The sequence below is a fragment of the Janthinobacterium aestuarii genome (assembly GCF_046113285.1).
Taxonomy (GTDB): Bacteria; Pseudomonadota; Gammaproteobacteria; order Burkholderiales; family Burkholderiaceae_D; genus Janthinobacterium.
This window is the reverse complement of the sequence record NZ_CP142524.1, coordinates 4,181,559-4,207,708: the sequence shown is the minus strand read 5'-3', so window position 1 is coordinate 4,207,708 and position 26,150 is coordinate 4,181,559. Positions and strand designations below refer to the sequence as shown.

Annotated in this window: 14 protein-coding genes; 13 read left to right on the top strand and 1 reads right to left on the bottom strand. The window is 63.2% G+C overall.

What is annotated here, in order from left to right:
* Nucleotides 1-3 precede the first annotated feature (3 nt).
* From OX462_RS18795 to OX462_RS18775, 5 genes are all read left to right on the top strand, one after another.
* Nucleotides 4-1,668 carry a ShlB/FhaC/HecB family hemolysin secretion/activation protein gene (locus OX462_RS18795; RefSeq protein WP_409026785.1) on the top strand — a complete coding sequence of 555 codons (1,665 nt, stop codon included), beginning with the start codon at nt 4-6 and terminating at the stop codon, nt 1,666-1,668.
* 32 nt (nt 1,669-1,700) lie between these two features.
* Nucleotides 1,701-9,467, top strand: coding sequence for a YDG domain-containing protein (locus tag OX462_RS18790; protein ID WP_409026784.1), 7,767 nt, complete (start codon nt 1,701-1,703; stop codon nt 9,465-9,467).
* A 153-nt stretch (nt 9,468-9,620) separates the two neighbouring features.
* Nucleotides 9,621-10,463, top strand: coding sequence for a sulfotransferase family protein (locus OX462_RS18785; RefSeq protein WP_070219214.1), 843 nt, complete (start codon nt 9,621-9,623; stop codon nt 10,461-10,463).
* A 290-nt stretch (nt 10,464-10,753) separates the two neighbouring features.
* Entirely contained in the window at nt 10,754-12,199 is a 1,446-nt protein-coding gene (locus OX462_RS18780; protein ID WP_409026783.1) for a glycoside hydrolase family 19 protein, read from the top strand.
* A gap of 102 nt (nt 12,200-12,301) precedes the next feature.
* Nucleotides 12,302-14,644 (top strand): chitinase C-terminal domain-containing protein, encoded by a 2,343-nt coding sequence (locus OX462_RS18775; protein WP_409026782.1) that lies wholly within the window; start codon nt 12,302-12,304, stop codon nt 14,642-14,644.
* Nucleotides 14,645-14,753: 109 nt separating this feature from the next.
* On the opposite strand, the gene OX462_RS18770 is transcribed toward OX462_RS18775, so the two are convergent.
* Nucleotides 14,754-16,022 (bottom strand): maltoporin, encoded by a 1,269-nt coding sequence (locus tag OX462_RS18770; RefSeq protein ID WP_070308472.1) that lies wholly within the window; start codon nt 16,020-16,022, stop codon nt 14,754-14,756.
* 311 nt (nt 16,023-16,333) lie between these two features.
* Here OX462_RS18770 and OX462_RS18765 point away from each other — a divergent pair, with 311 nt between their 5' ends.
* From OX462_RS18765 to OX462_RS18730, 8 genes are all read left to right on the top strand, one after another.
* The gene (locus tag OX462_RS18765; RefSeq protein WP_070219874.1) at nt 16,334-17,644 is read left to right on the top strand and encodes an ABC transporter substrate-binding protein; all 1,311 of its coding nucleotides are present in this window, start codon (nt 16,334-16,336) and stop codon (nt 17,642-17,644) included.
* Nucleotides 17,645-17,770: 126 nt separating this feature from the next.
* Complete coding sequence (locus OX462_RS18760; RefSeq protein ID WP_070219872.1) at nt 17,771-18,631, top strand: carbohydrate ABC transporter permease; 861 nt, start codon at nt 17,771-17,773, stop codon at nt 18,629-18,631.
* Nucleotides 18,632-18,641: 10 nt separating this feature from the next.
* On the top strand, nt 18,642-19,460 hold the full coding sequence (locus OX462_RS18755; protein ID WP_070219870.1) for a carbohydrate ABC transporter permease: 819 nt from the start codon (nt 18,642-18,644) through the stop codon (nt 19,458-19,460).
* An 18-nt stretch (nt 19,461-19,478) separates the two neighbouring features.
* Nucleotides 19,479-20,528: an ABC transporter ATP-binding protein gene (locus tag OX462_RS18750; protein ID WP_409026781.1), complete on the top strand. Its 1,050-nt coding sequence runs from the start codon at nt 19,479-19,481 to the stop codon at nt 20,526-20,528.
* Complete coding sequence (locus OX462_RS18745) at nt 20,528-22,003, top strand: mannitol dehydrogenase family protein (protein WP_409026780.1); 1,476 nt, start codon at nt 20,528-20,530, stop codon at nt 22,001-22,003. Before OX462_RS18750 ends, OX462_RS18745 begins: the two co-directional genes overlap by 1 nt.
* A gap of 15 nt (nt 22,004-22,018) precedes the next feature.
* Nucleotides 22,019-22,924 carry a helix-turn-helix domain-containing protein gene (locus OX462_RS18740; RefSeq protein WP_409026779.1) on the top strand — a complete coding sequence of 302 codons (906 nt, stop codon included), beginning with the start codon at nt 22,019-22,021 and terminating at the stop codon, nt 22,922-22,924.
* Nucleotides 22,925-22,979: 55 nt separating this feature from the next.
* Nucleotides 22,980-23,906: a helix-turn-helix domain-containing protein gene (locus OX462_RS18735; RefSeq protein ID WP_409026778.1), complete on the top strand. Its 927-nt coding sequence runs from the start codon at nt 22,980-22,982 to the stop codon at nt 23,904-23,906.
* Between the two features lie 71 nt (nt 23,907-23,977).
* Nucleotides 23,978-26,032, top strand: a complete 2,055-nt coding sequence (locus OX462_RS18730) for an esterase-like activity of phytase family protein (protein ID WP_409026777.1) — start codon at nt 23,978-23,980, stop codon at nt 26,030-26,032.
* The last annotated feature ends 118 nt before the right edge of the window (nt 26,033-26,150 follow it).

Below are 26,150 nucleotides of genomic sequence, written 5' to 3'. Positions count from 1 at the left end.
AGGATGACCTTGAACACCACATTACTTCCATTGACCTTGCTGGCGCTGATCCAGACCGCCTGGGCCGTCGATCCTCCGGGCGCAGGCAGCCAGCTGCAGCAGATTCCCGCCGCGCCCCAGCTGCCGAAAGCGCCGCCAGCCATCCGCGTACAGCAGGGCAATGTGCCGGCCACGACGGTGGGCGATACCACGCGCATCACCGTACAGCGCCTGCGGATCACGGCGCCGCCCGTCTTTGCCGAAAGCGAACTGGTCGCCGCCACGGGTTTCGTGCCCGGCAGCGAGCTGACCCTGGGCGAATTGCGCACCATGGCGTCAAAAATTGCCAGTTATTACCAGAACCATGGCTATTTTCTTGCGCAGGCCTATCTGCCGGCGCAGGATATCGAGGATGGCGTCGTCGCCATCGACGTGCTGCCGGGCCGTTATGGTCAGGTGCAGCTGCGCAATCAGAGCACGCTGTCCGACGGGCTGGCCGGCACGATACTGGCCGGGCTCGACGGGCAAGTGATCGCCACGCCGCCGCTGGAGCGGCGCTTGCTGCTGCTGTCGGACTTGCCGGGCGTGCAGGTGAGCTCGACCCTGGCGCCGGGGGCGTCCTTGGGCGCGTCCGACCTGATCGTCGACGTGCAGCCCGGTTCGCGTTTCAACGGCAGCATCGACCTGGATAACCAGGGCAACCGCTACACGGGCCGCAACCGCATCGGCGCCACCCTGAACATCAACGAGCTGGCCGGCATAGGCGACGTGGCCACCGTGCGCGCCTTTACTTCGGCCGATGGCTTGAACTACGGCCGCCTGGCCTATCAGGGACAGGCTGGCCTGTTGCGCCTGGGCGGCGCCTACACGTATATGGATTACAAGCTGGGCAAGGAATTTGCCGTGCTCGACGCCAAGGGAACGGCGAAGATCGCCAGCGCGTATGCCAGTTATCCGCTGATCCGCTCGCGCAGCAACAATCTGTATGCGCAAGTGAGCTACGACGACAAGACATTCCAGGACAGGACGGAATCGACGGGCAGCGTCAACGACAAGACAGCCAAGGTGTGGATGCTGAACCTGAATGGCGATGGCAAGGACGGCTGGGGCGGCGGTGGCGTGAGCACGTATTCGGTGACCTACACCACGGGCAAGATCGATATCGAGACGCCGGTGGCCTTGCTGATCGATCAGCTGACGGTGAAAAGCAACGGCCACTTCAACAAGCTTGCCTTCAATGCGGCGCGCGTGCAAAGCCTGGGCGGCGAGACCAGCTTGTTCGGCGTGATCAGCGGCCAGGCAGCCTCGAAAAACCTCGATGTTTCCGAAAAGATGGGCATCGGCGGCGTGGGCGGCGTGCGCGCCTATCCGGGCGGCGAGGCGTATGGCGACCAGGGCTATGTGCTGAATGTGGAATTGCGCCAAAACATCACGGCGTTCACGGCGTTTCCCGGCCAGCTGCAGGTGCTGGCCTTTGCCGACACGGGCACCGTCAAGCTGAACCGCGACGCCTGGGGCGCGGGCGAGAACCGCCGCACCCTGAGCGGCGCCGGCGTGGGCGTGACGTGGACGGGCGCCAATGCGCTCGTCCTGAAGGCGTATTACGCGCACAAGCTGGGCAATGCCAAGGCGACTTCCGCACCGGATGCGGCAGGCCGTTTCTGGCTGCAAGCCATTAAATACTTCTAATTAAGACAAGTTAATAGAATCAGGACACTGCCATGAACCGCATCTACCGCTCCATCTGGAACCAGGCCACCGGCGCCTACGCCGCCGTTTCCGAAAACGTCAAATCCGCCGGCAAGCGCTCGCTGCCCGGATGCAGCGGGGGCGGGGCGCATTTTGCCTTGACCGGCATGGCGGCGGCGCTGATGCTCGGTTACGGCTCCTTGGCGCTGGCGGGGCCGGCGGGCGGCACGGTGGTGGCGGGCCAGGCAACGATCAATGGCGCGCCGGGCGCCACGGTGATCAGGCAGGGCAGCCAGAACGCCGTGATCAACTGGGCCAGTTTCAATATCGGCAAGGGCGAGTCGGTGCAGTTCCAGCAGCCCAACAGCAACGCGGTGGCCCTGAACCGCGTGCTGGGCGGCGACGGTACTACCATCCTGGGCAACTTGTCGGCCAACGGCAAGGTGTTCATCGTCAATCCGAACGGCATCCTGTTCGGCCAGGGCGCGTCCGTGAACACGGCCGGGCTGGTGGCGTCCACCCTGGACATCAGCAACGCCGACTTCATGGCGCGCAAGTACCAGTTTTCCGGCAATGGCACGGGGAAAGTCCTGAACCAGGGCAGCATCAGCGCGCCGGGCGGCTATGTGGCCCTGCTGGGCGCGCACGTCTCGAATGAAGGCACGATCCAGGCACGTCTGGGTTCGGTAGCCCTGGCGGCGGGCAAGGCGATCACCCTGGACGTGGCCGGTGACGGCTTGCTCAATGTGGCCGTCAACGCAGGCGCCGTGGGCGCTTTGGTCAACAATGGCGGCCTGATCCAGGCCGACGGCGGCAGCGTGGTGCTCACGGCGCAGGCGGCGGGCGACTTGCTGAAAACCGCCGTCAACAACACGGGCGTGATCGAGGCGCACACGATAGCCACGCGCGGCGGCACAATCAAATTGCTGGGCGACATGCAAAGCGGCACGGTGAACGCGGCCGGCACCCTGGACGCCAGCGCGTCCGACGGCGGCAATGGCGGCTTCATCGATACTTCGGCCGCGCACGTGAAGATCGACGATGCGTTGAAGGTGACGACGGCATCGAGCAAGGGCCTGGCCGGCACCTGGCTGATCGACCCGACCGACTTCAATATCGCCGTTTCCGGCGGCGACATGACGGGCGCTTTCCTGAGCAACTCCTTGAAATCGGGCAATGTGCAAATCCAGAGCGTGTCGGGCGGCAGCGGCACGCAGGGCAACATCAACGTCAACGACAACATCAACTGGACCGCCAACAAGCTGACCCTGACGGCACAGAACAACATCAACATCAACAAGGCCATGCGCGGCGCAGGCACGGCCAGCCTGGCGCTCGAATACGGCCAGAGCGGGGTCGCCGCCGGCAATCTGTCGACGTACAACGTCAAGGCCGAAGTGGATTTGCCATCGGGCAATAACTTCAGCACCAAGCTGGGCAGCAATGGCAGCGTGACCGTGTATCAGGTGATCAACAGCCTGGGCGCCTTCAACAGCACCACTGGCAGCGACGTGCAGGGCATGCAGGGCAATTTGTCCGGCAAGTACGTGCTGGGCAGCAATATCGATGCGCGCGGCACCTCCGGCTGGGATGGCGGCAAGGGATTTGCGCCCATCGGCAGCGATGCGGCACCTTTCACGGGCACGCTCGATGGCCTGGGCCATGAAATCGTGGGATTGACGATCAACCGCCCTGACGTGCCCGTCGGCATGTTCGGCAATATCGGCGCTGCCGCTGCCGTGCGCAATATGGGTTTTAGCGGCGTCAGCGTTGCCGGATCGGCCGCCAACTATAGCAGCACCTATGCGGGCATAGGCGCACTGGCTGCCGTCAACAGCGGCAAGATCGATAATGTGTATAGCAGTGGTGCCGTGAGCGCCTCCGGTTATGTCAATCTGGGCGGCCTGGTGGGCATCAATGCCGGAACGATCAGCAATAGCCGCGTTTCCGGCACGGTCGTCTCCGCGGGCGATCCCGGGCCGGGCGGCTACGGCGCGGCAGGCGGCTTTGTGGGCCTCAACGCCGTAGGCGGCTTGATCAAGAACAGTTCCAGCTCCGCCACCACCAGCTCCACGCGCTACGTGGCGGCCGGGCTGGTGGTCACCAACTCCGGTGCGATCAGCGATAGCTATGCGACGGGCACCGTGAACGCAGGAGCCAACTATGGCGGCGGCCTGGTCAGCTTTAATAATGGCAGTATCAGCAATAGTTACGCGACCGGCGCGATGAACGCCTCGGGCAGTGCCGGCGGCCTGGTGGGGGCCAATAACAGCGGCAGCGCGACCATCAGCAATAGCTACGCGACGGGCAAGGTCACCTCCACCGGCGGCTATGTCGGCGGCCTGGTGGGCCTGTTGCGTGGAACCTTGAGCAACAGCTATGCGACGGGCGACGTGCAGACCACCGGGCTGGCCGGCGGCGTGGTCGGCTACAACGTGGGCGGCACCATCACGAATGTCTATACCACCGGCAAGGTGACGGGCGGCGGCGCCAGCGTGGGCGCCATCGTCGGCGAGCACAACGGCGGTAGCGTCAACCGCGCCTATTTTGACAGCACGATCAATTCCGGCCTGAATGGCATCGGCCGAAGCTTCAATGGCGCCACCTCGAATGCGCAAGGGCTGAGCACGGCGCAGATGCTGGTATCGAGTAATTATGTGGGGTTCAATTTCACGGCCACGGGCGGCGCCACCGGCAATAATTGGGTGGCGGTCAGCGCCGACGGCACCCTCAATGGCGCTGCCGGCACGCGCCCCATGCTGGCGTCGGAGTGGTCAAATACCATCAATTCGGCGCACCAGCTGCAATTGATGGCGATGAACAAGACAGCCAGCTACACGCTGGGCAGCAGCTTCAGCGCCGCCACGACGGCGGCCAATGGCCAGGATATCTGGGGAACCACTGGCTTCATCCCCGTCGGCGCGGCAGGTTCGGCCTTCACGGGCAGCCTCGACGGCACCGGCCATATCATTTCCAGCCTGACCATTGCCAAGGCGGGCGTGAACAACGTGGGCCTGTTCGGCGCCATCGGAAGCGGCGGGGTGGTGGCGAATGTGGGCTTGTCCGGCGGCAGCGTAGCGGGCGGCACGAATGTGGGCGCCCTGGCCGGCAGCAATGCCGGCACGATCAGCGGCAGCTTTGCCACCAGCGGCGTGACGAGCACGTCCACCGGAGGCGGCCTGGTGGGCAGCAATACGGGCACGGTGGCGGACAGCTATGCCAGCGGGGCCGTGAGCGGCACCAGCATCGTCGGCGGCCTCGTCGGCAGCAATGGCGGCAGCATCGCCAACAGTTATGCGAACGGCAGCGTGAGCGGTTCCAGCAGTGTGGGCGGCCTGGTGGGCGCCAGTACGGGCAGCACTACGGGCAGCTATTGGGACACGACGGCCAGCGGCCAGGCGAACAGCATGGGCGGTACCGCCATGACGACGGCGCAGCTGAAAAACCTGTCGAATTACACGGGCGCCGGCTGGGAACTGGCGCAGATGTGGGTGGTCTACGACGGACAGAGCGCGCCTTTCCTGCGCTCGTTCATGAAGCAGATCGCCGTGCGCGTTTCCTACGACAGCAAGGTGTATGACGGCGTGGCCTACGCAGGCGGCAGCAATAGCGTCACCTACTCGAACACGGTGGATGGCGCCAACCTGCTCGGTACGGTCGTGTATGCGGGCAATGCCGCCGGCGCCGTCAATGCGGGCACCTATGGCGTGTCGGCCAGCGGCCTGTACGCTTCGGGCGGCCAGTCCGGCTACGCCATCAGCTATATCGATGGCGGCTTGTTGATCACGCCCAAGTCCGTCACCCTGAGCGGCGCGGCGGTGGGCGACAAAGTGTACGACGGCACCACCGTGGCCGCCATCAGCGGCACCCTGAACGGCGTGCTGGCGGGCGACCTGGCCAATGTCAGTTCGACCGTGAATGGCACGTTTGCCAGCAAGAATGCCGGCAACGGCATCGCCGTGACGGTCAACGCGGCCCTGGGCGGCAGCGCCGGCGGCAACTATGCGCTGGTGCCCGTGAACGGCTTGACGGGCAATATCAGCAAGGCCACCATCAGCGGCGTGAGCGGTATTGTTGCTGGAAATAAAGTGTATGACGGCACCGCCACGGCCAGCCTGAACACGGCGGGCGCCACGTTCGCGGGCATGATCGGTGGCGACAGTCTGAGCGTGTCGGGCGCCAGCGGCAGTTTTGCCGACAAGAACGCGGGCACAGGCAAGACGGTCAGCATCAGCGGCATCGTGCTGGGCGGCACGGATGCCGGCAACTACAACCTGACCGGCACCACGGCCAGCAGCAGCGCCGATATCAGCAAGGCCACCATCAGCGGCGTGACCGGTATCGTGGCCGGAAATAAGGTGTACGACGGCGGCGTGGCCGCCAGCCTGAACATGGCTGGGGCGTCGTTCACGGGGATGGTGGACGGCGACAACCTGACGGTCTCGGGCGCCAGCGGCAGTTTTGTCGACAAGAACGCGGGCACAGGCAAGACGGTCAATATCAGCGGCATGGTCCTGGGCGGCACGGATGCTGGTAATTATAATTTCACCAATACTTTGGCCAGCAGCACAGCCAACATCAGCAAGGCCACCATCAGCGGCGTGAGCGGCATTGTTGCTGGAAATAAAGTGTATGACGGCACTGCCACGGCCAGCCTGAACACGGCGGGCGCCACGTTCGCGGGCATGATCGGTGGCGACAGCCTGAGCGTGGCGGGCGCCAGCGGCAGTTTTGCCGACAAGAACGCGGGCACAGGCAAGACGGTCAGCATCAGCGGCATCGTGCTGGGCGGCACGGATGCCGGCAACTACAATTTGACCGGCACCACGGCCAGCAGCAGCGCCGATATCAGCAAGGCCACCATCAGCGGCGTGACCGGTATCGTTGCCGGAAATAAAGTGTACGACGGCGGTGTGGCCGCCAGCCTGAACATGGCTGGGGCGTCGTTCACGGGGATGGTGGGCGGCGACAACCTGACGGTCTCGGGCGCCAGCGGCAGTTTTGCCGACAAGAACGCGGGCACAGGCAAGACGGTCAATATCAGCGGCATGGTCCTGGGCGGCACGGACGCTGGAAATTATGATTTTACCAACGCCACGGCCAGCAGCACGGCCAATATCAGCAAGGCCACCATCAGCGGCGTGAGCGGCATTGTTGCTGGAAATAAAGTGTATGACGGCACCGCCACGGCCAGCTTGAACACGGCGGGCGCCACGTTTGCGGGCATGATCGGTGGCGACAGCCTGAGCGTGTCGGGCGCCAGCGGCAGTTTTGCCGACAAGAACGCGGGCACAGGCAAGACGGTCAGCATCAGCGGCATCGTGCTGGGCGGCACGGATGCCGGCAACTACAATTTGACCGGCACCACGGCCAGCGGCAGCGCCGATATCAGCAAGGCCACCATCAGCGGCGTGACCGGTATCGTTGCCGGAAATAAAGTGTATGACGGCAGCACGGCCGTCAGCCTGAATACGGCTGGCGCCGCTTTCAGCGGCATGGCCGGCGGCGACAACCTGACGGTATCGAACGCGACCGCCTCCTTCAGCGACAAGAACGCGGGCAATGGCAAGACGGTCAATGTCAGCGGCATCGTGCTGGGCGGCACGGACGCAGGCAATTACAACCTGGCCAGCGACACGGCCAGCAGCAGTGCAAATATCAGCGCCAAGGCGCTGACGCTGACGGGCTTGACCGGCAACAATAAAGTCTACGACGGCACAGCCAGTGCGAACCTGACCGGCGGCACCCTGAATGGCCTGGTCAATTTGGAAACCCTGGCCTTCACTGTCCAGGGGGCAAGCTACAGCGACAAGAACGCGGGCACGGGCAAGGCCATTACGGTGGGCGGCGTGAGCTTGAGTGACGGCAGCGGCCTGGCCGGCAACTACACGCTGAGTACGCCAAACGGCATGACGGGCGATATCGCGAAGGCAACGATTTCCAGCATTAGCGGTTTGAGCGCCCTGGACAAGATCTATAACGGCAACCTCAACGTCAGCCTCAGTCCCGGCCAGGCGGTGATCAACGGCAAGATTGCCGGCGACGATGTGCAATTGTTCAGCGCGAGCGGTGCATTCACGGATAAAAACGTGGGCAGCAACAAGGCCGTCAATATCACGAATATCACCTTGTCCGGCAGCGATCTGGTCAATTATGACTTCCTCAACAATACGGCCAGCGCCACGGCCAGTATCACGCCCAAGGCCGTCACGCTCTCCGGTGTGACTGCCGGCAATAAAGTCTACGATGGCACGACAGCGGCAGTCTTGTCGGGCGGCACCCTGACCGGCATGGTCGCGGATGAAACGCTGGGCTTCAGCGGCGGTGTCGGCAGCTTTAGCGACAAGAATGCCGGTACCGGCAAGGTGGTGACCATCAGCGGCGCCAGCTTGCAGGATGGCACTGGCCTGGCCAGCAATTATGCCTTCAGCAGTCCCGCCAACGTGAACGCCGACATCAGCAAGGCGACCATCAGCGGCGTGACAAACGTGGGTGTCAACAACAAGACCTATGATGGCTCGGCCATGGCCACGCTCAACGGCGCGGCGACCTTCAATGGCATGGTGAACGGCGACAGCCTGACCGTGGCCGGCAACGGCGCCTTCAGCGACAAGAATGCGGGCACGGGCAAGACGGTGGCGGTCAGCGGCATCACGCTCGGCGGCGCCGATGCGGACAACTACAACCTTGCCAGCACGGTTGCCAGTGGCACGGCCAGCATCACGCCGGCGTCCATCAGCGCCATTTCCGGCATCGTGGCGGCAAACAAGGTGTATGACGGCGGCACGGCGGCCAGCCTGAATCTGGCGGGCGCCAGCTTCAATGGCATGGTGGCCGGCGACGTCCTGAGCCTGGCTGGCGGCCCCGTCCTTGGCGCGTTCAGCGACAAGAATGCGGCAACGGGCAAGACCGTGAATATCAGCGGTCTGGGCCTGGCCGGCGCCGATGCGGGCAATTACGTATTGGCCAGCAGCCTGGCCAGCACCACGGCCGATATCACGCCGGCGGCCCTGACGGTCAGCGCCACCGGCATCAACAAGGTGTACGACGCCAGCACGAACGCCGTCGTTTCCTTGCGCGACAACCGTATCGGCAATGATCAGCTCAATATTGCCAGCAATGGCGCCAGTTTCAGCGACAAGAATGCGGGCGCGGGCAAGACGGTGACGGTGGCGGGCATACGCCTGAGCGGGGCGGATGCGGGCAATTACGTGGTCAACACCACGGCCAGCACCACGGCCACGATCTCGCAGGCACTGCTGACGGTGAAAGTCGACAATGCGGCAAAAGACCAGGGACGCGCCAATCCCGACTTCAGCGCCAGCTACAGCGGCTTGCTCGGCGGCGACACGCTGGCCGCCGAAGTGAGCGGTCAGCTGGCCTTCGGCACGCCGGCGACAACGGCTTCCGCGGCAGGCAATTATCTGGTCTCGGCCTCGGGCCAGGCGTCGAACAATTACGCCTTGAACTATGTGGACGGCGTGCTGAAAGTCAATCCGACGGAAGCGCTGCAAAGCGCCGTTGCGAACGTGATCGCGGCTGTTGCCGTGGCGCCGTCGCAGGGCAATATGGTGCAGGCCGACATGATCGTCAGCGGCGAGACGGCGCCAGGCAAGCCTGCCGCCGCGCAGGATGCGCCGCGCGAGGGAGAGAAGGGCGGCTCGGGCAGCGCACCGGTAGTGCAACTGGCCGGCAACGTCGTCAGCAATGTCTTGCCAGGCCTGCGCCTGAGCGTGGTGGACAGCGGCTTGCGCTTGCCGGTTGAGGTTTCCGTCGGTACGCGCCAGGACAGCCAGTAAGGTCCGCCGCGTCACCATATGCCGGCGCCGGAGTGCCGCTTCGTGTTTCGAGGCGGCATTTTCATGCCTTCGCATCGTCGCAACACTTTTACAATGGCTGCATCATCCTTGTTTTCCGTCAGAGGCGCAGCGCTGAACAGAAAGTACAATCGCATGACATCCCATTTCATCGGCGTGGCAGGCTTGCCACGCGCCGGTTCCACCCTGCTGTGCCAGCTGCTGGCGCAGCATCCCGACTTGCATTGCGAAGGCAATAGCTCGCCCTTGTGCAACGCCTTGCTGGGCATGCGGCGCATGGTCAGCGACGACGCTTTTTTCCTGTCGCAGCTCGACAGCACCTTCGATGCCAGTTACGGCCACCTGAAAACGGCCATGCAGGGCTTTCTGCGCGGCTGGTACCGGGATTGCGGCAAGCAGGGCGTGGTCGACAAGAACCGCGCCTGGCTGCATTGCGTGGAAATGCTGCTGCAGCTGGCGCCGGAAGCGAAGATCATCGTCTGCGTGCGTGAACTGGGCCAGGTCTACGGCTCCATCGAAGCGCAGCACCAGCGCACCATCCTGCTCGATTTTGTCGACCATCTGGCCGACTTCGACCGCCTGGGCCGGGCCGACATGCTGTTTGCCAAGGACCGCACCATCGGCGCTCCGCTGAGTTCCCTGCATGCCGTGCTGGACCTGCCTGCCGAAGTGCAGCAAAAGCTGTATTTCGTGCGCTTCGAAGACTTGATGGCGCGGCCCGTGGAATGCATGTCCCACCTGTACACCTGGCTGGGCCTGGCACCGTTCCAGATCGACCCGCACGATCTTGCCGTGGGTATCCAGGAAAGCGACAGCCACTACCGCATGAAATACACGCACCGCCAGCAGGCGACGATCAGCGCGCCCGGGCAGCATGCGATTCCGCCGCGCATCCAGGCGCAGATCGAAAGCGCCTATGGCTGGTTTTACGACCTGTATTATCCGCAACACCAACGTGCGGCAACGCCATCGGCCTGAAAACACCTGCGGCAGTGCCAATACCACTTGCCGCAGCGCTGCCGGCGCGGTATTGCCGGCAGTTGTCTTGAAAACGCCTTTTTTCTCTCTTCCCACTCTTCGCTTGCCGCACCGTGGCCGCGCCGCCTGAAGTCACTGGTATTGTAAAAAACACCGTATTATAAAACCACTTGACTACCAATTTTCGGCGTCGCATTCTTGGTGCAGAAAGCCGACGCTTCGCTGTGCTTTCTTTACGTACAACATAAAAAGCTACTTCGATAGTTTTCGTATAACGTTCAGGAGACACTGTGAAGACACGGCAAATTAGCCGGCTGGCCTCGCCCTTGATGGCTGGCCTGCTGGGCAGCGCGCTGCTCGCTTGCGGCGGCAATTCCACCACCGAACCCCCATCGACCCTGCTGGCCGCCACGGCCGCCAGCGACAGTTGCGCAGCCTGGAGCGCCAGCGCCGTCTACACGGCGGGCCAGTGCGCCGTCTACGACGGCAAGGTATACCGGGCCAAATGGTGGGTGCAGGGCACGGCGCCGAACAACGACCAGTGGGGACCGTGGAGTCTCGATACCACCACGCCGACGCCCACCCCGACGCCTACACCCACGCCTACACCCACGCCCACGCCCACGCCCACGCCCACGCCGGGCGTGCCCACCAGGGCCCAGGCCGAGGCGAACGAGGCGGCGCTGACGAACAACGATTTCTTCCGCAAGGTCAAGGCGTCGATCCGCACGCTGGGCAATGCGGCCGTCGAAGCCGTCCAGCCTGGCCTGGCCGGCAATCCGCTCAACGTCAAGCGCGTCGAACGCCTGCTGCCGGCGGCGAAGTGGGATTATTATTTTGCCGCGCGCGATACAAGCTATACCTACCAGCGCTTCCTGCAAGCGGTGGCCAAGTTTCCCGCCGTGTGCGACGACTACAGCGACGGGCGCAACGCGGACGCCATCTGCCGCCACAGCCTGGCCACCATGTTCGCCCATTTCGGGCAGGAAACGGGCGACCATAACGCCAGCAGCCCGCTGCCGCAATGGCGCCAGGGCTTGAAATATTTGCGCGAACTGGGCTGCGACGAGACGGGCGCCGGCTGCGGCTACAACGTCGAGTGCGCCGATCCCGTCTTCAACAAGGTATGGACGTGCGGCAAGAATGCCGACGGCAGCTTCAAGAAGTATTTCGGCCGCGGCGCCAAGCAGCTGTCGTACAACTACAACTACGGCCCGTTCTCGCAAGCCATGCATGACGGCGACCAGTCCGTGCTGCTGAAAAATCCCGACCTCGTCGCCTCGACCTGGCTGAACCTGGCGTCGGCCACGTTCTTCTTTGTCTATCCGCAACCGCCGAAACCATCGATGCTGCACGTGCTCGACGGCACCTGGGTGCCGAACGCGGCCGATACGACGGCAGGCGCGGGCAATAACTTTGCCACCACCATCATGATCATCAACGCCGAATGCGGGCAGGGCACGGAAAAGCAGGCCGCGCAAAACCGTATCGATTACTACAAGCAGTTTGCCGCCGACATGGGCTGGGATTATTCCGGCGAACAGCTGTCCTGCGCCAACATGCAACGCTTCACCCCGGCCAGTTCCGCTGCCTACAACATCTATTGGGAAAAGAACTGGAGCGCCGGTGGCGAGAACCAATGCCAGCTGGTCAGCTATCAAACCCCGTACAGCGCCTTGCTGGCCGGGAACTACGTGAAATGCGTGGAAGCCAACTGGAATGTGAAGTTGCAGTAGCAGTCTATGCAGGACAGCCGGCCAGGGATAACAGTTGACAAGAGCCCCTCGAGGGGCCTGCAACAGCTCTCGATGTACAACCATAACGGAGACCAACACAACATGAAATCGAATGCATTATTGATGGCCCTGCTCAGCGGCGTGCTCGTCGCTTGCGGCGGGGGCCAGGAAGGCACGACCGCCACGCCAAACACCTTGCTCGCCGCCGTGGAAGCGTGCGCCGTCTGGGATGCCGCCACCGTCTACACGGGCGGCCAGTGCGTGACGTACCAGGGCGTCACCTACAAGGCCAAATGGTGGACGCAAGGCAATGTCCCCAGCGCCGCCGACCAGTGGGGCCCGTGGGCCGTGACGGATACGCCGACCCCGACCCCGACCCCGACACCGACCCCGACACCGACACCGACACCGACACCGACACCGACGCCAACGCCAACGCCAACGCCAACGCCAACTCCAACGCCAACCCCCACGGCTTGCCGTCCCGACGGCCTGATTTCGGCCGTGCCGAATGTGCCGTATTGCAAGGTATATGACGCGAATGGGCGCGAAGTGCTGGGCAATGGCTTGAACCGGCGCATCGTCGGCTATTTCGCCAGCTGGCGCACGGGCGTCGATGGCAGCCCGACTTACCTGGTGAATAACCTGCCCTGGGACAAGATCACCCACCTGAACTATGCGTTCGCTTCCGTCGATCCGGCCACGTCGAAGATCGCCATCGGCAGCGGCGCGGCCAACCCCGATACGGGCCTCACCTGGCCCAACGTGCCGGCCGCGGCCATGGACCCGTCCCTGCCGTACAAGGGCCATTTCAACTTGCTGGCGCAATACAAGAAGAAGTATCCGGGCGTGAAACTGATGATTTCCGTGGGCGGCTGGGCCGGCAGCGGCGGCTTCTACACGGCCACGACGAACGCGGACGGCAGCATCAACACGGCCGGCATCAACACCCTGGCCGACTCGATGGTGGCCTTCGTGCGCCAGTACAACTTCTTCGATGGCGTCGACGTCGATTACGAACACCCGACCACCAACAATGAAGCGGGCAATCCGAACGACTTCGCCGTGTCGAAACCGCGGCTGGCCGGGCTGATGACGAGCTACAACGTGCTGCTGAAAGTGCTGCGCCAGAAACTCGACGAAGCGGCCGTGCAGGACAATAAATACTATCTGCTCACCATCGCCGGTTCCGCCTCGGGCTGGGTCTTGCGGGGCGAGGAAAATATGTCGGGATTGAAATATCTCGATTACGCCAGCCTGATGAGCTATGACTTGCACGGTGCGTGGAACCAGTACGTGGGACCGAACGCGGCGCTGTTTGACGATGGCAACGATGGCGAATTGCGTGCCGGTAACGCCTACCAGTTCCAGAACATCGGCTACCTGAACACGGACTGGGCCTACCGCTACTACCGGGGCGCCATGCAGGCGGGCCGCATCAATATCGGCGTGCCGTTCTACACGCGGGGCTGGAAGGATGTGACGGGCGGCACCAATGGCTTGTGGGGCACGACGCCGCTGATCAGCTCCACCGTCACCTGCGCCGGCACCAAGACGTGCGGCACGGGCGCCACCGGCATCGACAACGTGTGGTACGACCTCGATTCACAAGGCAAGCCCACGCCAGGCGGCGGCAACCCCATCTGGCATGCGTTGAACTTGCAAAACGGCATCGTTCCAAGCTACCTGGACGCGTATAAAGTCACGGACAAGGCGCTGGTGGGCACGTATGTGCCGTACTACAGCAGCACCATGGTGGCGCCGTGGCTGTGGAATGCGACCAAGAAAGTCTTCATTTCCACGGAAACCACGCAGTCGATCGCGGCCAAGGCCCAGTACATCGTCAACAACAATATCGGCGGCGTGATGATCTGGGAAATGGCGGGCGACTATGCATGGGATGCCACGCGTAATGGCGGCAAGGGCGAGTACTTCATGGGCACCACCTTGACGGACGTGCTGTACCAGGCATTCCGCGCGGCTGGCGCGTACGGCAACAAGCGCGCCGAAATCGCCATGCCGGGCACGGCGGCCAACGTCAGCATCACCCTGGGCGGCTGGAAGCTGGGCGACAACAACTTCCCCATCAACCCGGTGATGACGGTGAAGAACAACACCACATCGACCCTGCCGGGCGGCACCGTGGTGGAGTTCGACTATCCCGTCTCGGCGCCGTCGGACATGAGCGACCAGTCCGGCTTCGGCTTGACGGTGATCAATGCCGGCTACACGGGGCCGAACAATATCGGCGGCTTCACGAAGAACTACAACCGGGCCCGCTTTGCGATTCCCGCCTGGCAATCGCTGGCGCCGGGCGGCTCCGTGGCGCTGACCCTGAACTACCGCCTGCCGATCTCGGGACCGGCCAACTACACGGTCACCGTGGGCGGCACCAAGTATGCCTTGACGCAGGAGTATCCGGAACTGCCGGTGGCCTTGCCGTAAGTTGAATCCGGCAGGGTAAACAGGAAAGGGCGGAACCGCGGTTCCGCCCTTTTTTCGGGGTCAGACCCGTCGGGTCTGACCCCAGCCTTTGCTTCTGGGTTGTTTCAGCTTAAAACCACGTCTCTACCTGGAAACCATAGGAAGTACCGCTGGTATTGTTGTTGTAGATCGGGCCGCCGTTGTTCGACGCATTGACCGAGGCGGTGGCCGCATCGTTCCATTTGCCGTAGGTCACGAAAGCGCGCAGCTCGGGACGCGACCACAGGCCAGGGCCGGCCGAGATCGTCGGGGCGATGGTCAGCTTGGTCAGGCGCTTGGCCGGCAGGCCGCCCGCTTGCGTCACGCGGTCCGTGCCCAGTTCGCCCACCAGCTTGAAGTTGTTGGTGAACGCGTACACGGGACGCACGCCGACCGAGGTCCAGGTCGAGGAACCGTTGGCGTTCGATTCGTCTTTTTGCCACAGGGCGACGAATTCCATGCCGAAGTTGGCCATCGGCTGGATCGCCATGTCATTGAAGATGCGCGTGCGTTTCACGTCCGAACCGAAATTGGTGTCGCCCGACGCGCCGAACTGCGCGCCCTTGCCGGTGCCAGGACCGACGCCGTACTGCACGCCGAAGGTATTGCCGCCGCCGAACACTTTCGCCTGGCGGTGGAAGGCCGACAATTGCCAGCCATTGTGCTTCTGGCCGTAAGCGTCGTTGTCCTTGCCTTCGCCGATGATGTAGGTCGCGGCCAGGTCCAGGGTGCCGTTTTCATTGACGGGAATCTCGCCGTAGATGAAGTTCTGGCGCACGGCCGATTTGGTGCTGACGACGCCGGTCTTCGACACGGTGTTGATGTCGTTGTCCTTGAAGAAAGCGTACGAGAATTTACCGGGGCCCGCAGGAATGCGGTCCAGGCCGGCGCCCGTGCCGTTCATGTTGATGTACTGCAAGTCCAGCATGTGGATGTCAGGACGGTAGTAGAAGCGCTTGCCGATCCAGGCCGTGCCGCCGTTCAGGAAATCGAGTCCCTGTGCTTCGACATAGGCCTTGACGATGCCCAGTTTGTTGTCGCCGAAATCCGAGTTGGGCGCGTAAGCGTTGACCCAGATGGTGGCCAGATAGTTCACGCCGCCGGACTGGGCGACGGACTTGGTGTAGCCGAATTCCGTGTAGGCGTCGCACTCATTGCCCAGACGATATTTCATGGTATTGCCGCCCAGACCGAAGCAGCCTTGCGAACCGCCGCCGCCCGAGGTGTTGCTGCCAGCGCCGGCGCGCAAGTAGCCATGGAAGCCTTCGGCGTCGCTTGGGTACATGGGGTCGGCCATGGCGGAAGCGCTGGCGATGGCCAGGAGCAGGGCAGGTAAAGTTTTCAATGCAGTGCGATTCATGCGGTCTCCAGAAGAATGTTGGTGGTAGCGGTGGCGCCCCGGAAGGCCGGTCACCGCACACGGTCTAATGCCGAAAACCAAGTCTAGCAGCGCTTTTTTAACCACCCTGATACAAATCGAACAAGTACCGATACTTTCTTTCAAAGTGTTGTTTTTACTCAATATCGATACTCTGGTGCATGGAGGGGGTGCAAAAGAGTATCGAATTGCGGTTTTGGAGTATCAGAAAGTATCAAAGTCCGGTGCTACATTGTGGTCGTGGTGCTAAGTACCTGAGCATTGCCAACGACAAAAAACACTGGAGACACACAATGAAACGTTCCGCCATTGCCGCGCTGTGCGCCGGCGCGCTCTGCCTCAGCTCGTCCGCTTTTGCCGCAACCGACCTCGTCATCGCCACCGTCAACAACGGCCATATGATCGAAATGCAAAAGCTCAGCAAGTTCTTCGAGCAAGCCAATCCCGACATCAAGCTCAAGTGGGTGACCCTGGAAGAGGGCGTCTTGCGCCAGCGCATGACCACCGATATCGCCACCAAGGGCGGCCAGTTCGACGTGATGACCATCGGCCTGTATGAGACGCCCATCTGGGGCAAGAAAAACTGGCTGATCCCGATCAAGCCCGACGCCAAATACGATATCGACGATCTGCTGCCCGCCATCCGCGAGGGACTGTCCGGCGACGGCAAGCTGTACGCGTCGCCGTTCTATGGCGAAAGCTCGATGATCATGTACCGCAGCGACCTGGTCAAAAAGGCGGGCGTGACGATCGAGGACCGCCCCAGCTGGAACCAGCTGCGCGACGTGGCGGCCAAGCTGCACGATCCGGCCAACGGCGTGTACGGCATCTGCCTGCGCGGCAAGCCGGGCTGGGGCGACAACATGGCGCTGATCACCACCATGGCCAATTCCTACGGCGGCCAGCTGTTCGACATGCAATGGAAGCCGCAATTTACCAGCAAGCCGTGGAAGGACGCGGTCACCATGTATGTCGACCTGATGAAGAAATACGGCCCGCCGGGCGCGGCGGCCAACAGCTTCAATGAAAACCTCGCGCTGTTCAACCAGGGCAAGTGCGGCATCTGGATCGACGCGACGATCGCCGCCTCCTTCATCACCGATCCGAAGCAAAGCAAGGTGGCCGACAAGGTGGCGTTCGCCCAGTCGCCCGTCGGCGTGACGGAGCGGGGTGCCAACTGGCTGTGGATCTGGTCGCTGGCCATCCCGTCGAGCTCGAAGCATCCGAACGAGGCGCAGCGCTTCATCAACTGGGCCACCTCGCCCGATTACGTGAAACTGGTGGCCAAGGAAACGAGCTGGGCGAACGTGCCGACGGGCACGCGCAAGTCGACGTATGCGAGCCCCGAGTTCCAGAAAGTGGCGAAATTTGCCGCCGCCGAAGGCAAGGCCCTGGCCACCACACGCGCCGTGCAAAGCACCTTGCCGCCGTCGCCGTACGTGGGCGTGCAATTCGCGTCGATTCCCGAATTCCAGGTGATCGGCGTAGCCGCCGGCCAGCAGATGGCGGCAGCGCTGCTGGGCAAGGTGACGGTGGAGCAGGCGCTGGAGTTGTCGCAGCAGACGGCGGAACGTGAGATGCGCAAGGGTGGGTACTACAAGTAAGACCTTTCTTGCCGTCTGGTTTATCAACAGGCGAAGAGATTGGTGGCTTAAAACTGGGGTCAGACCCGACGGGTCTGACCCCGGATTTCTGTTGATGATCATTCCCTCACGTCCCAAGAGTATCCTATGAAACGCATTATCCCCCGGACTTTGCTGACGCCGGCCGTGCTTGCCGTCTCCGTCATTTCCGTGATCCCGTTGTTGATCACCCTGTATTACGCATTCGTGCGCTATTCCATGCTCGATCCGAGCGGCCATCCTTTCCATGGTCTGGCCAATTTCCACTTTTTCTTTACCGATGCCTCGTTCCTGCCGGCCTTGCAGAACACGTTTACCTTGCTGTTTTCCGTGATGCTGATCACGGTGGTGCTGGGCACGGCGCTGGGCTTGCTGATCAATGAAGCGTTCCCGGGGCGCGCCATCGTGCGCGTGCTGCTGATTTCGCCCTTCCTCGTCATGCCGGCCGTCAATGCCCTGATGTGGAAGAACATGCTGCTCAATCCGATCTACGGCCTGTTTGCGCAGATCAGCCTCTTCTTTGGCGCCACGCCCGTCGACTGGCTGTCGGCCCACCCCCTGTTTTCCATCATCATGATGGTCTCCTGGCAATGGCTGCCGTTTGCCTGCCTGATCTTCATGACGGCCCTGCAATCGATGGACCGCGAACAGCTGGAGGCGGCGCGCATGGATGGCGCCACCTACCTGCAGCAATTACGCTACCTCTACATTCCCCACCTGGGCCGCGCCGTCTCGGTGGTGCTGATGATCGAGATGATCTTCCTGCTGTCGATTTTTGCGGAAATCTTTACCACGACGGGCGGCGGTCCCGGCTTCGACACGACGACCATCACCTTCATGATCTATCAGCAGGCACTGCTGTCCTATGACGTGGGAGCGGCTTCCGCCGGCGCCCTGTTCGCCGTGCTCATCGCCAACATCGCCGCCTTCTTCCTGATGCGCGTCATCGGCAAGAATCTGTCGAAATAAGGAGACCTTGATGCATAGCAAACTCAATCTGTATGGCCGCACGGCCGCCGCCTGGCTGTGCGCGCTGCTGCTGTTCTTTCCCATCTTCTGGTTGGGTCTGATGGCCTTCAAGACGGAAGGGCAAGCCATTTCCACGCCGCCCCTGCTGTTTTTCACGCCGACCCTGGACAGCTTCCGTGAAGTGCTGGCGCGCGACAATTACTTCGGCTACGCGTGGAACTCGCTGTTTACCAGCGTGGTATCGACGGCCATCGGCCTCTTGATCGCCATCCCGGCCGCGTATTCGATGGCCTTCTTTCCCACGGGCGGCACCATCGGCTTGCTGAAATTCATGCTCAGTTCGCGCTACATGCCCGGCGTGGGCGCGCTGATGCCCATCTATATCTGCTACCAGTACTTCGGCCTGCTCGATACGCGCATCGGCCTGACCATCATGTTCATGCTGATGAACCTGCCCATCATGATCTGGCTGCTGTACACGAGCATGAAGGAGCTGCCGCGCGAAATCCTCGAGGCCTCGCGCATGGACGGCGCCACCGTGTGGGATGAATTCCGCCACGTCGTGCTGCCCCTGTCCGTGGGCGGCATCGCTTCCACGGCGCTGGTCTGCATGGTGTGGTCGTGGAATGAATCGTTCTGGTCGCTGAACCTGGGCGCCTCCAACGCGGGCACCCTGGCCTGGCTCATCGCTTCGTATTCGAGCCCGGAAGGACTCTTCTGGGCCAAATTGTCGGCCGCTTCCCTGATGGCCATCGCGCCGATCATGGCGCTGGGCTGGTTCTGCCAGAAACAATTGGTCCAGGGTATGACCTTCGGCGCTGTTAAGTAAACACTATTGGATGACATCATGGCTTACCTTCAACTGAGCAATATCGAGAAATTCTTTGGCGAGCACCGCGCCATCAAGGGCATCGACCTGGAGATCCAACAGGGCGAGTTCGTCGTCTTCGTGGGGCCGTCGGGCTGCGGCAAATCCACCCTGCTGCGCCTGATCGCGGGCCTGGAACCGATCGACGGCGGCAAGCTGTCGCTCGACGGGCGCGACATCACGGCGCTGCCATCGTCCAAGCGCGACCTGGCGATGGTGTTCCAGTCGTACGCGCTGTATCCGCACATGACGGTGTTCCAGAACATGTCGTTCGCGCTGAAACTGGCCGGCGTCGATCCGGCCATCATCCGCGAGAAAGTCGACAAGGCGGCGGCCATCCTCGACCTTGGCCGTTACCTGGAGCGCACGCCGAAGGAATTGTCGGGCGGCCAGCGCCAGCGGGTGGCCATCGGCCGCGCCATCGTGCGCGACCCGAAAGTGTTTTTGTTCGACGAGCCGCTGTCGAACCTCGATGCGGCCCTGCGCGTGCAGACGCGCATCGAGATCGCCAAGCTGCACCGCGAACTGGGCGCCACCACCATCTATGTCACGCACGACCAGGTCGAGGCGATGACCCTTGCCGACCGCGTGGTGGTGCTGCGCGACGGCCAGATCGAGCAGCATGGCTCGCCCCTGGAATTGTATGACCGCCCGGCGAACCGCTTCGTCGCGCAATTCATCGGCACGCCCAGCATGAACGTGGTGCCGGCCGACGCCGCGCCGCAGCTGCTGGCGCAGGCGGGCAGCACGGCGCAGGCGGACGGCTTTGTCGGCATCCGCCCCGAACACGTGCACCTGGGCGCGGCGCAGCCGGGCAGCGTGCCCGTCACCGTCGACCTGGTGGAGTCCTTGGGCGTGGAAACGCTGACCTATGTGCGCTTGCCGAACAATGTGCAGGTGGTGTCGCGCGGCGCGGAGCGCAGCAGCCTGCAGCCGGGCCAGCAGACGCACCTGACGTTCGAGCCGGGCTTCGTCCATTATTTCGACCGTGCAGGCAAGACCTACGCGGCGACGAAAGGAGCGCTGTAATGGAAGCGATCGCATTGAAGCAATCGAACCTGGCCAAGCTGCCGGCGAACGTCGCCGTGCCCGCGTATGCGCGCGAGACGCTCGTGCCCGGCATCGTGCATATCGGCGTGGGCGGTTTTTTTCGCGCCCACCAGGCCGTGTATCTCGACGATTTGCTGGCCTTGCCCGGCAACGCAGAATGGGGATACTGCGGCGTGGGCTTGCTCGCGCATGACGCGGCCATGCGCGACGCCATGCGGGCGCAGGACGGTTTGTATACGGTGGTCGAGCGCAGCGCGGCCGGCGATAGCGCCCGCATCATCGGCTGTATCGGCGACTACCTGTATGCGCCCGACGGCCCGCAAGCCGTGCTGGAAAAGCTGGCCGACCCCGGCACGCGCATCGTCGCGCTGACCATCACCGAGGGCGGCTATTACGTCAACCAGGGCACGGGCGAGTTTGATGCGGATCATGCCGACATTGCGTACGAACTGGCGCATCCCGAGGCGCCGCGCTGCTCGTTCGGCTATCTGGCCGCCGCGCTGGCCCTGCGCCGCCAGCGGGGACTGGCGCCATTTACCATCATGTCCTGCGATAACCTGCAAAACAATGGCGACGTGACGCGCAAGATGCTGCTGGCCTTTGTCGCCTTGCGCGACGCAGAACTGGCGCGCTGGCTGGCCACGCATGGCAGCTTCCCCAACAGCATGGTCGACCGCATCACGCCGGCCACCACGGATGAACACCGGGCGCTGGTGCGCGACAGCTTCGGCATCGTCGACGCCTGGCCCGTCGTGTGCGAGCCGTTCCGCCAGTGGGTCATCGAAGACGAGTTCCCGCTGGGCCGTCCGGCCTGGGAAAAGGTGGGCGCGCAGATGACGCACGACGTGCTGCCGTATGAAAAGATGAAGCTGCGCTTGTTGAATGCCAGCCACCAGGCCCTGTGCTACATCGGCATGCAGCTCGGTTACACGTTTGCGCATGAAGCGATGGAGGATGCGGGCATCCGCGCGCTCGTGCGGCGCATGATGGACGACGAGGTCACGCCTTTGCTCGATAGCGTGGCAGGCATCGATCTGGAACGCTACAAGGCCACCCTGATCGAGCGCTTTTCGAATCCGGCCGTGCGCGACCAACTGGCGCGCATCGGCACGGAGGGTTCCGCGCGCATTCCGAAATTCGTGCTGCCGTCCGTGCGCGAAGCGCTGGCGCAAGGCGGCGCCATCACGCTGCTGGCGTTTACCGTGGCGTGCTGGTTCCGCTACCTGGAAGGCCACGACGAGCAGGGGCGTGAGATGCCCTTGAACGACCCGTACGCGGCGCGCCTGCGCGCGCTGGCGCTGCAGGGAAAGGCGGACGCCGCGGCGCTGCTGTCCTTGCGCGAGCTGTTTGGCGAGCTGTCTGACGCACCCGCGTTCACGCAGGCGGTGGGGCAGTCGCTGGCCAGGCTGTATGGACTGGGCGCGCGCGCGGCGCTGGAACAGATCGTCGCCTGACGGGGCGGGCGCGCCATGCCACCGTCGTTGCCGCAGATGGAGCTGGAACAGCAGCGCGACGCCACGCCCGGCTTCGAGCCGAAAGGCAGTTTCGGCTTCATCCGCTACCTCGAGCACGGCTTTCCGAATGCGCTGGTGCGCTGGCACTATCACGACGAGTACGAACTGCACCTGATCGTCGAGAGCAGCGGCAAGGTCTTTGTCGGCGACTATATCGGTCAGTTCACACCCGGCCACCTGGTGCTGACGGGGCCGCGCGTGCCGCACAACTGGGTCTCGCTCGACACGCCGGCCGAGGGCGTGGCCCTGCGCGACATGGTGATCCAGTTCGGCCATGCGCCGCTGGCGTCGATGGCGGCCGCCATTCCCGAATTGAAGGGCATCTTCCCGCTGCTGCAGCGCGCCCTGCACGGCGTGGAATTCTTTGGCGTCAGCGAACAGTCGCTGCGGCGCTTCCGGCGCATCCGCGACACGAGCGGCCTGCCGCGCTTCATCGAATTTCTCACCCTGCTGGGAGAACTGGCGCAGACCAGCGATTACCAGCTGCTGTCGACGGTGCCCATGCAGTCGAGCGACGACGACGTGGCACTGGCGCGCATCAGTTCGGCCATCAACTTCATCGTGCACAATTACAGCAGCCAGTTCTCGCTGAAACAGCTGGCCGAGCAGGTGGACATGCCAGAGCGGACGTTTTCGCGCTTCTTTCGCAGCGCCACGGGCAACAGCTTCACGGACTTCGTCAACCGCCTGCGCATCAACAAGGCGTGCCAGCTGCTGATGGAGACGGAGCGCTATGTGAGCAACATCTGCTACGAGGCGGGTTTTAACAATGTGGCCAATTTCAACCGGCGCTTCCTGGAGTTGAAGGGCATGACGCCGAAGGAATTTCGCCAGCAGACGCTGGGCCGTTTTGGCGAGTGAAGCTTTTTGAGGTACATTCGATGGCACGGGCGGGGACAGCCTGAGAGAGACAAGCATGGAACACCTATGGCACAAGGACAGCGAGCGCAAGGCGCCCGAGCTGGAACGCGAAAGCTACGACGGCATCATCAATTACCTGGAACATGGCTATCCCAGCTCGCGCGTGCGTTGGCACTGTCATGAAGAGTATGAGCTGCACCTCATCGTCGCCACCAGCGGGCGCCTGTTCGTGGGCGACTATATCGGCGAATTCTCGCCCGGCCACCTGGTGCTGACGGGCCCGCGCCTGCCGCACAACTGGATTTCCAACGTGATGCCGGAGGGCGGCGTGGCCCTGCGCGACATGATCGTGCAGTTCGCCCATGCGCCGCTGGCCGGCGCCGCGCGCGTGATTCCCGAACTGCGCGAGTTGCTGCCGCTGCTCGAGCGCTCCAGCTATGGCGTGGAATTTTTCGACATGGGCCACGAGGCCGAGCGCCACCTGGCGCGCATCCGCGCCACGCATGGCGCCGAGCGCTTCGCCGAATTCGTGCAATTAATGAGCAAGCTGGCGCGCACGGCCAACTACCGTCTGCTGTCGAGCGCCTCGCTGCGTTCCTATGACGATGACGCCACCCTGGCCAAGGTCAATTCCGTCCTCAACTACATCACGGACAATTACCGCGAGCCGATTTCGGCGGAAATGCTGGCCGAGCAGGTGGGCATGTCGCTGAGTAAATTCTCGCGCTTCTTCCGCAAGGCGACGGGCAACAGCTTTACGGACTTCGTCAGCCGGCTGCGCATCAACAAGGCGTGCCAGCTGCTGATGGACACCGACCAATACGTGTCGAACGTCTGCTACGACGTGGGTTTCCAGAACGTGGCCAACTTCAACCGCCGCTTCCTGCAGGTGAAGGGCGTCACGCCGAAGGAATTCCGGCGCCAGGCCGATGGCCGCTTCGGCGGCATCGGCGGACCTGTTGCGGATACGCCACTGGCGTGACGGCTGTCATGGGCTTGTCACTTTGAACAGTTACTCTCCACGGCTTCAATCCCACCTTAGCCGAGGAATGCATGAATACTGCTGTAACGTCGACCCCGAAACTGACCCTGCTGGCCATCGCCGCCGGCCTGGCCCTGGCCGCTTGCGGCGGCAGCGATAATCCGCCGGCGGAGCCTTCCAAGCCCGTGGCGCAGACGGGTGTGTTCCTCGACGGCGCGGTGGAAGGACTCGATTATGTGGCCGGCAGCGCCCCCAAGGCCAGCACCAACGCCAAGGGCGAATTCATTTGCAACCCGGGCGAGACGGTAGCCTTCAGCGTGGGCGGCCTGGCCCTCGGTTCGGCCCCATGCGGCGCCGTCGTCACGCCGCTGGCGCTGGCCGCCAGCACGAATGTGGCGGATGACAAGGTCGTCAACCGCCTGCTGGCGCTGCAACTGCTCGACGACGACAGCGATCCGTCGAACGGCATCAAGCTGACGGCCGAAGTGAAGGCCGCGCTGGCCGGCAAGACACTGGACTTTGCCACCGCTCCGGCCGTCTTCAACACGGCCCTGGCCGCGCACCTGGCCAGCGTGGGCGGGAAATTCGCCGGCCGCACGGTCGATGCCGAACGCCGCGCCCTCGTGCGCGAGCATTTTGAAGACACGCTGGCCTCGAAAGCGGGCGCGCCCGTCAACGAGGCGCTGACACAGGCCAATCCTGTCGGCGAAGTGAAAGTCACCGTGACGCGCTACCAGATCCAGGCGGCCGACAAATTCTACGTGCCGTACGAAGGCGCGAATGCGAAAATCAAGGGAGAATTCCCGAACGGCTTCCTGCCGTCGTACGGCTCGGGCCTGGCCTACAAGGGCAAGAACGCGGCCGGCGACCTGGAATTCTATGGCTTGACGGACCGCGGCCCGAACGGCGACGGCCCGCTGGTGCCCGATCCATCGGGCAAGGGCACCATCGGCAGCAAGATCTTCCCGTCGCCCAGCTTTACACCGTCGTTCGGCGTGATCACGGTCGGCAAGAACGGCGCCGTGCTGGGTTCGTCGACGCCGATCAAGGTGTCGGCCACCGTCAACAGCTCGGGCTTGCCCGTGCCCGTGGGCGCGGTCGGCAATTCGGCCGAGATGCCCGTCATGGATGCGATGAAGTTCGACGCGACCGGCAAGGCCGTCTTCAATGCGGGCGGCCTCGATTCGGAAGCCATCGTCGTCGATGCCAAGCGCAATGCGCTGTGGGTGTCCGACGAATACGGTCCCTTCATCGTCAGGATCGATGCGGCCACCGGTATCATCCAGGCCAAGTACGAGCCGGGCAAGGGCTTGCCGGCGCTGTTCGCCAAGCGCCGCGCGAACCGCGGCATGGAAGGCATGACCTTAGATACGAGCAACGACAAGCTGTACGCCTTCCTGCAAAGCCCTCTGTCCGACGGCACGGCACCATATTCTGTGACGAAGAAGAATGAACAGGTCGAGCGCTTTGCCCGCTTCACGCGCTGGATCGAATTCGACCCGGTGACGGGCACCAGCGGCAAGATGTATGCGTATCCGCTCAACGCGGCCGACTACCAGGATGGCCGCACGGGCAACGCCAAGCTGGGCGACATGGTGGCGCTGGGCGGCGGCAAGTTCCTCGTCATCGAGCAGGGCGCCGCACCGTCGGGCAAGGTCTTCAACAAGCTGATGCTGGTCGAACTGAAGGGCGCCACCGACATCGCGGCCGCCGCCTTCAACGCGACGACGTCCGACCTGGAGAAGAGCAGCATGGGCGGCGCCGCCGTCAATGGCGCCGACTGGGCCGCTGTCACGCCGCTGAAGAAAACGCTGCTGCTGGACTTGAACGCCATCGGCTGGGCGGCGGAAAAGGCCGAAGGCCTGACCCTGATCGACGACTCCACCATCGCGCTGGCCAACGACAATGACTTCGGCCTGAAAACCAAGGTCTTCGACGCGAATGGCGTGGAAGTGGCGGACGCCGACGTGACCAAGTGCACGGTCGATGCCAATGGCACCATCGTCACGAGCAGCGCGGCCGCCTGCAATGCCGCCAACACCATCCGCGTGGCGCGCGGCGACGACCGCGAGCGTCCTAGCCGTTTGTGGATCGTGAAGTTCGCCAAGGCGCTCAATAGCTATTGAGCGGGAGCGGTGGTGATGTCGGATTACGCGCCGCTGCGCGGCGCTAATCCGACCTTGTATTATTCCCCTCATGCCGTTCGTGGTATTGCGAACGGTATCGACCGCTGTCAAAATCTTG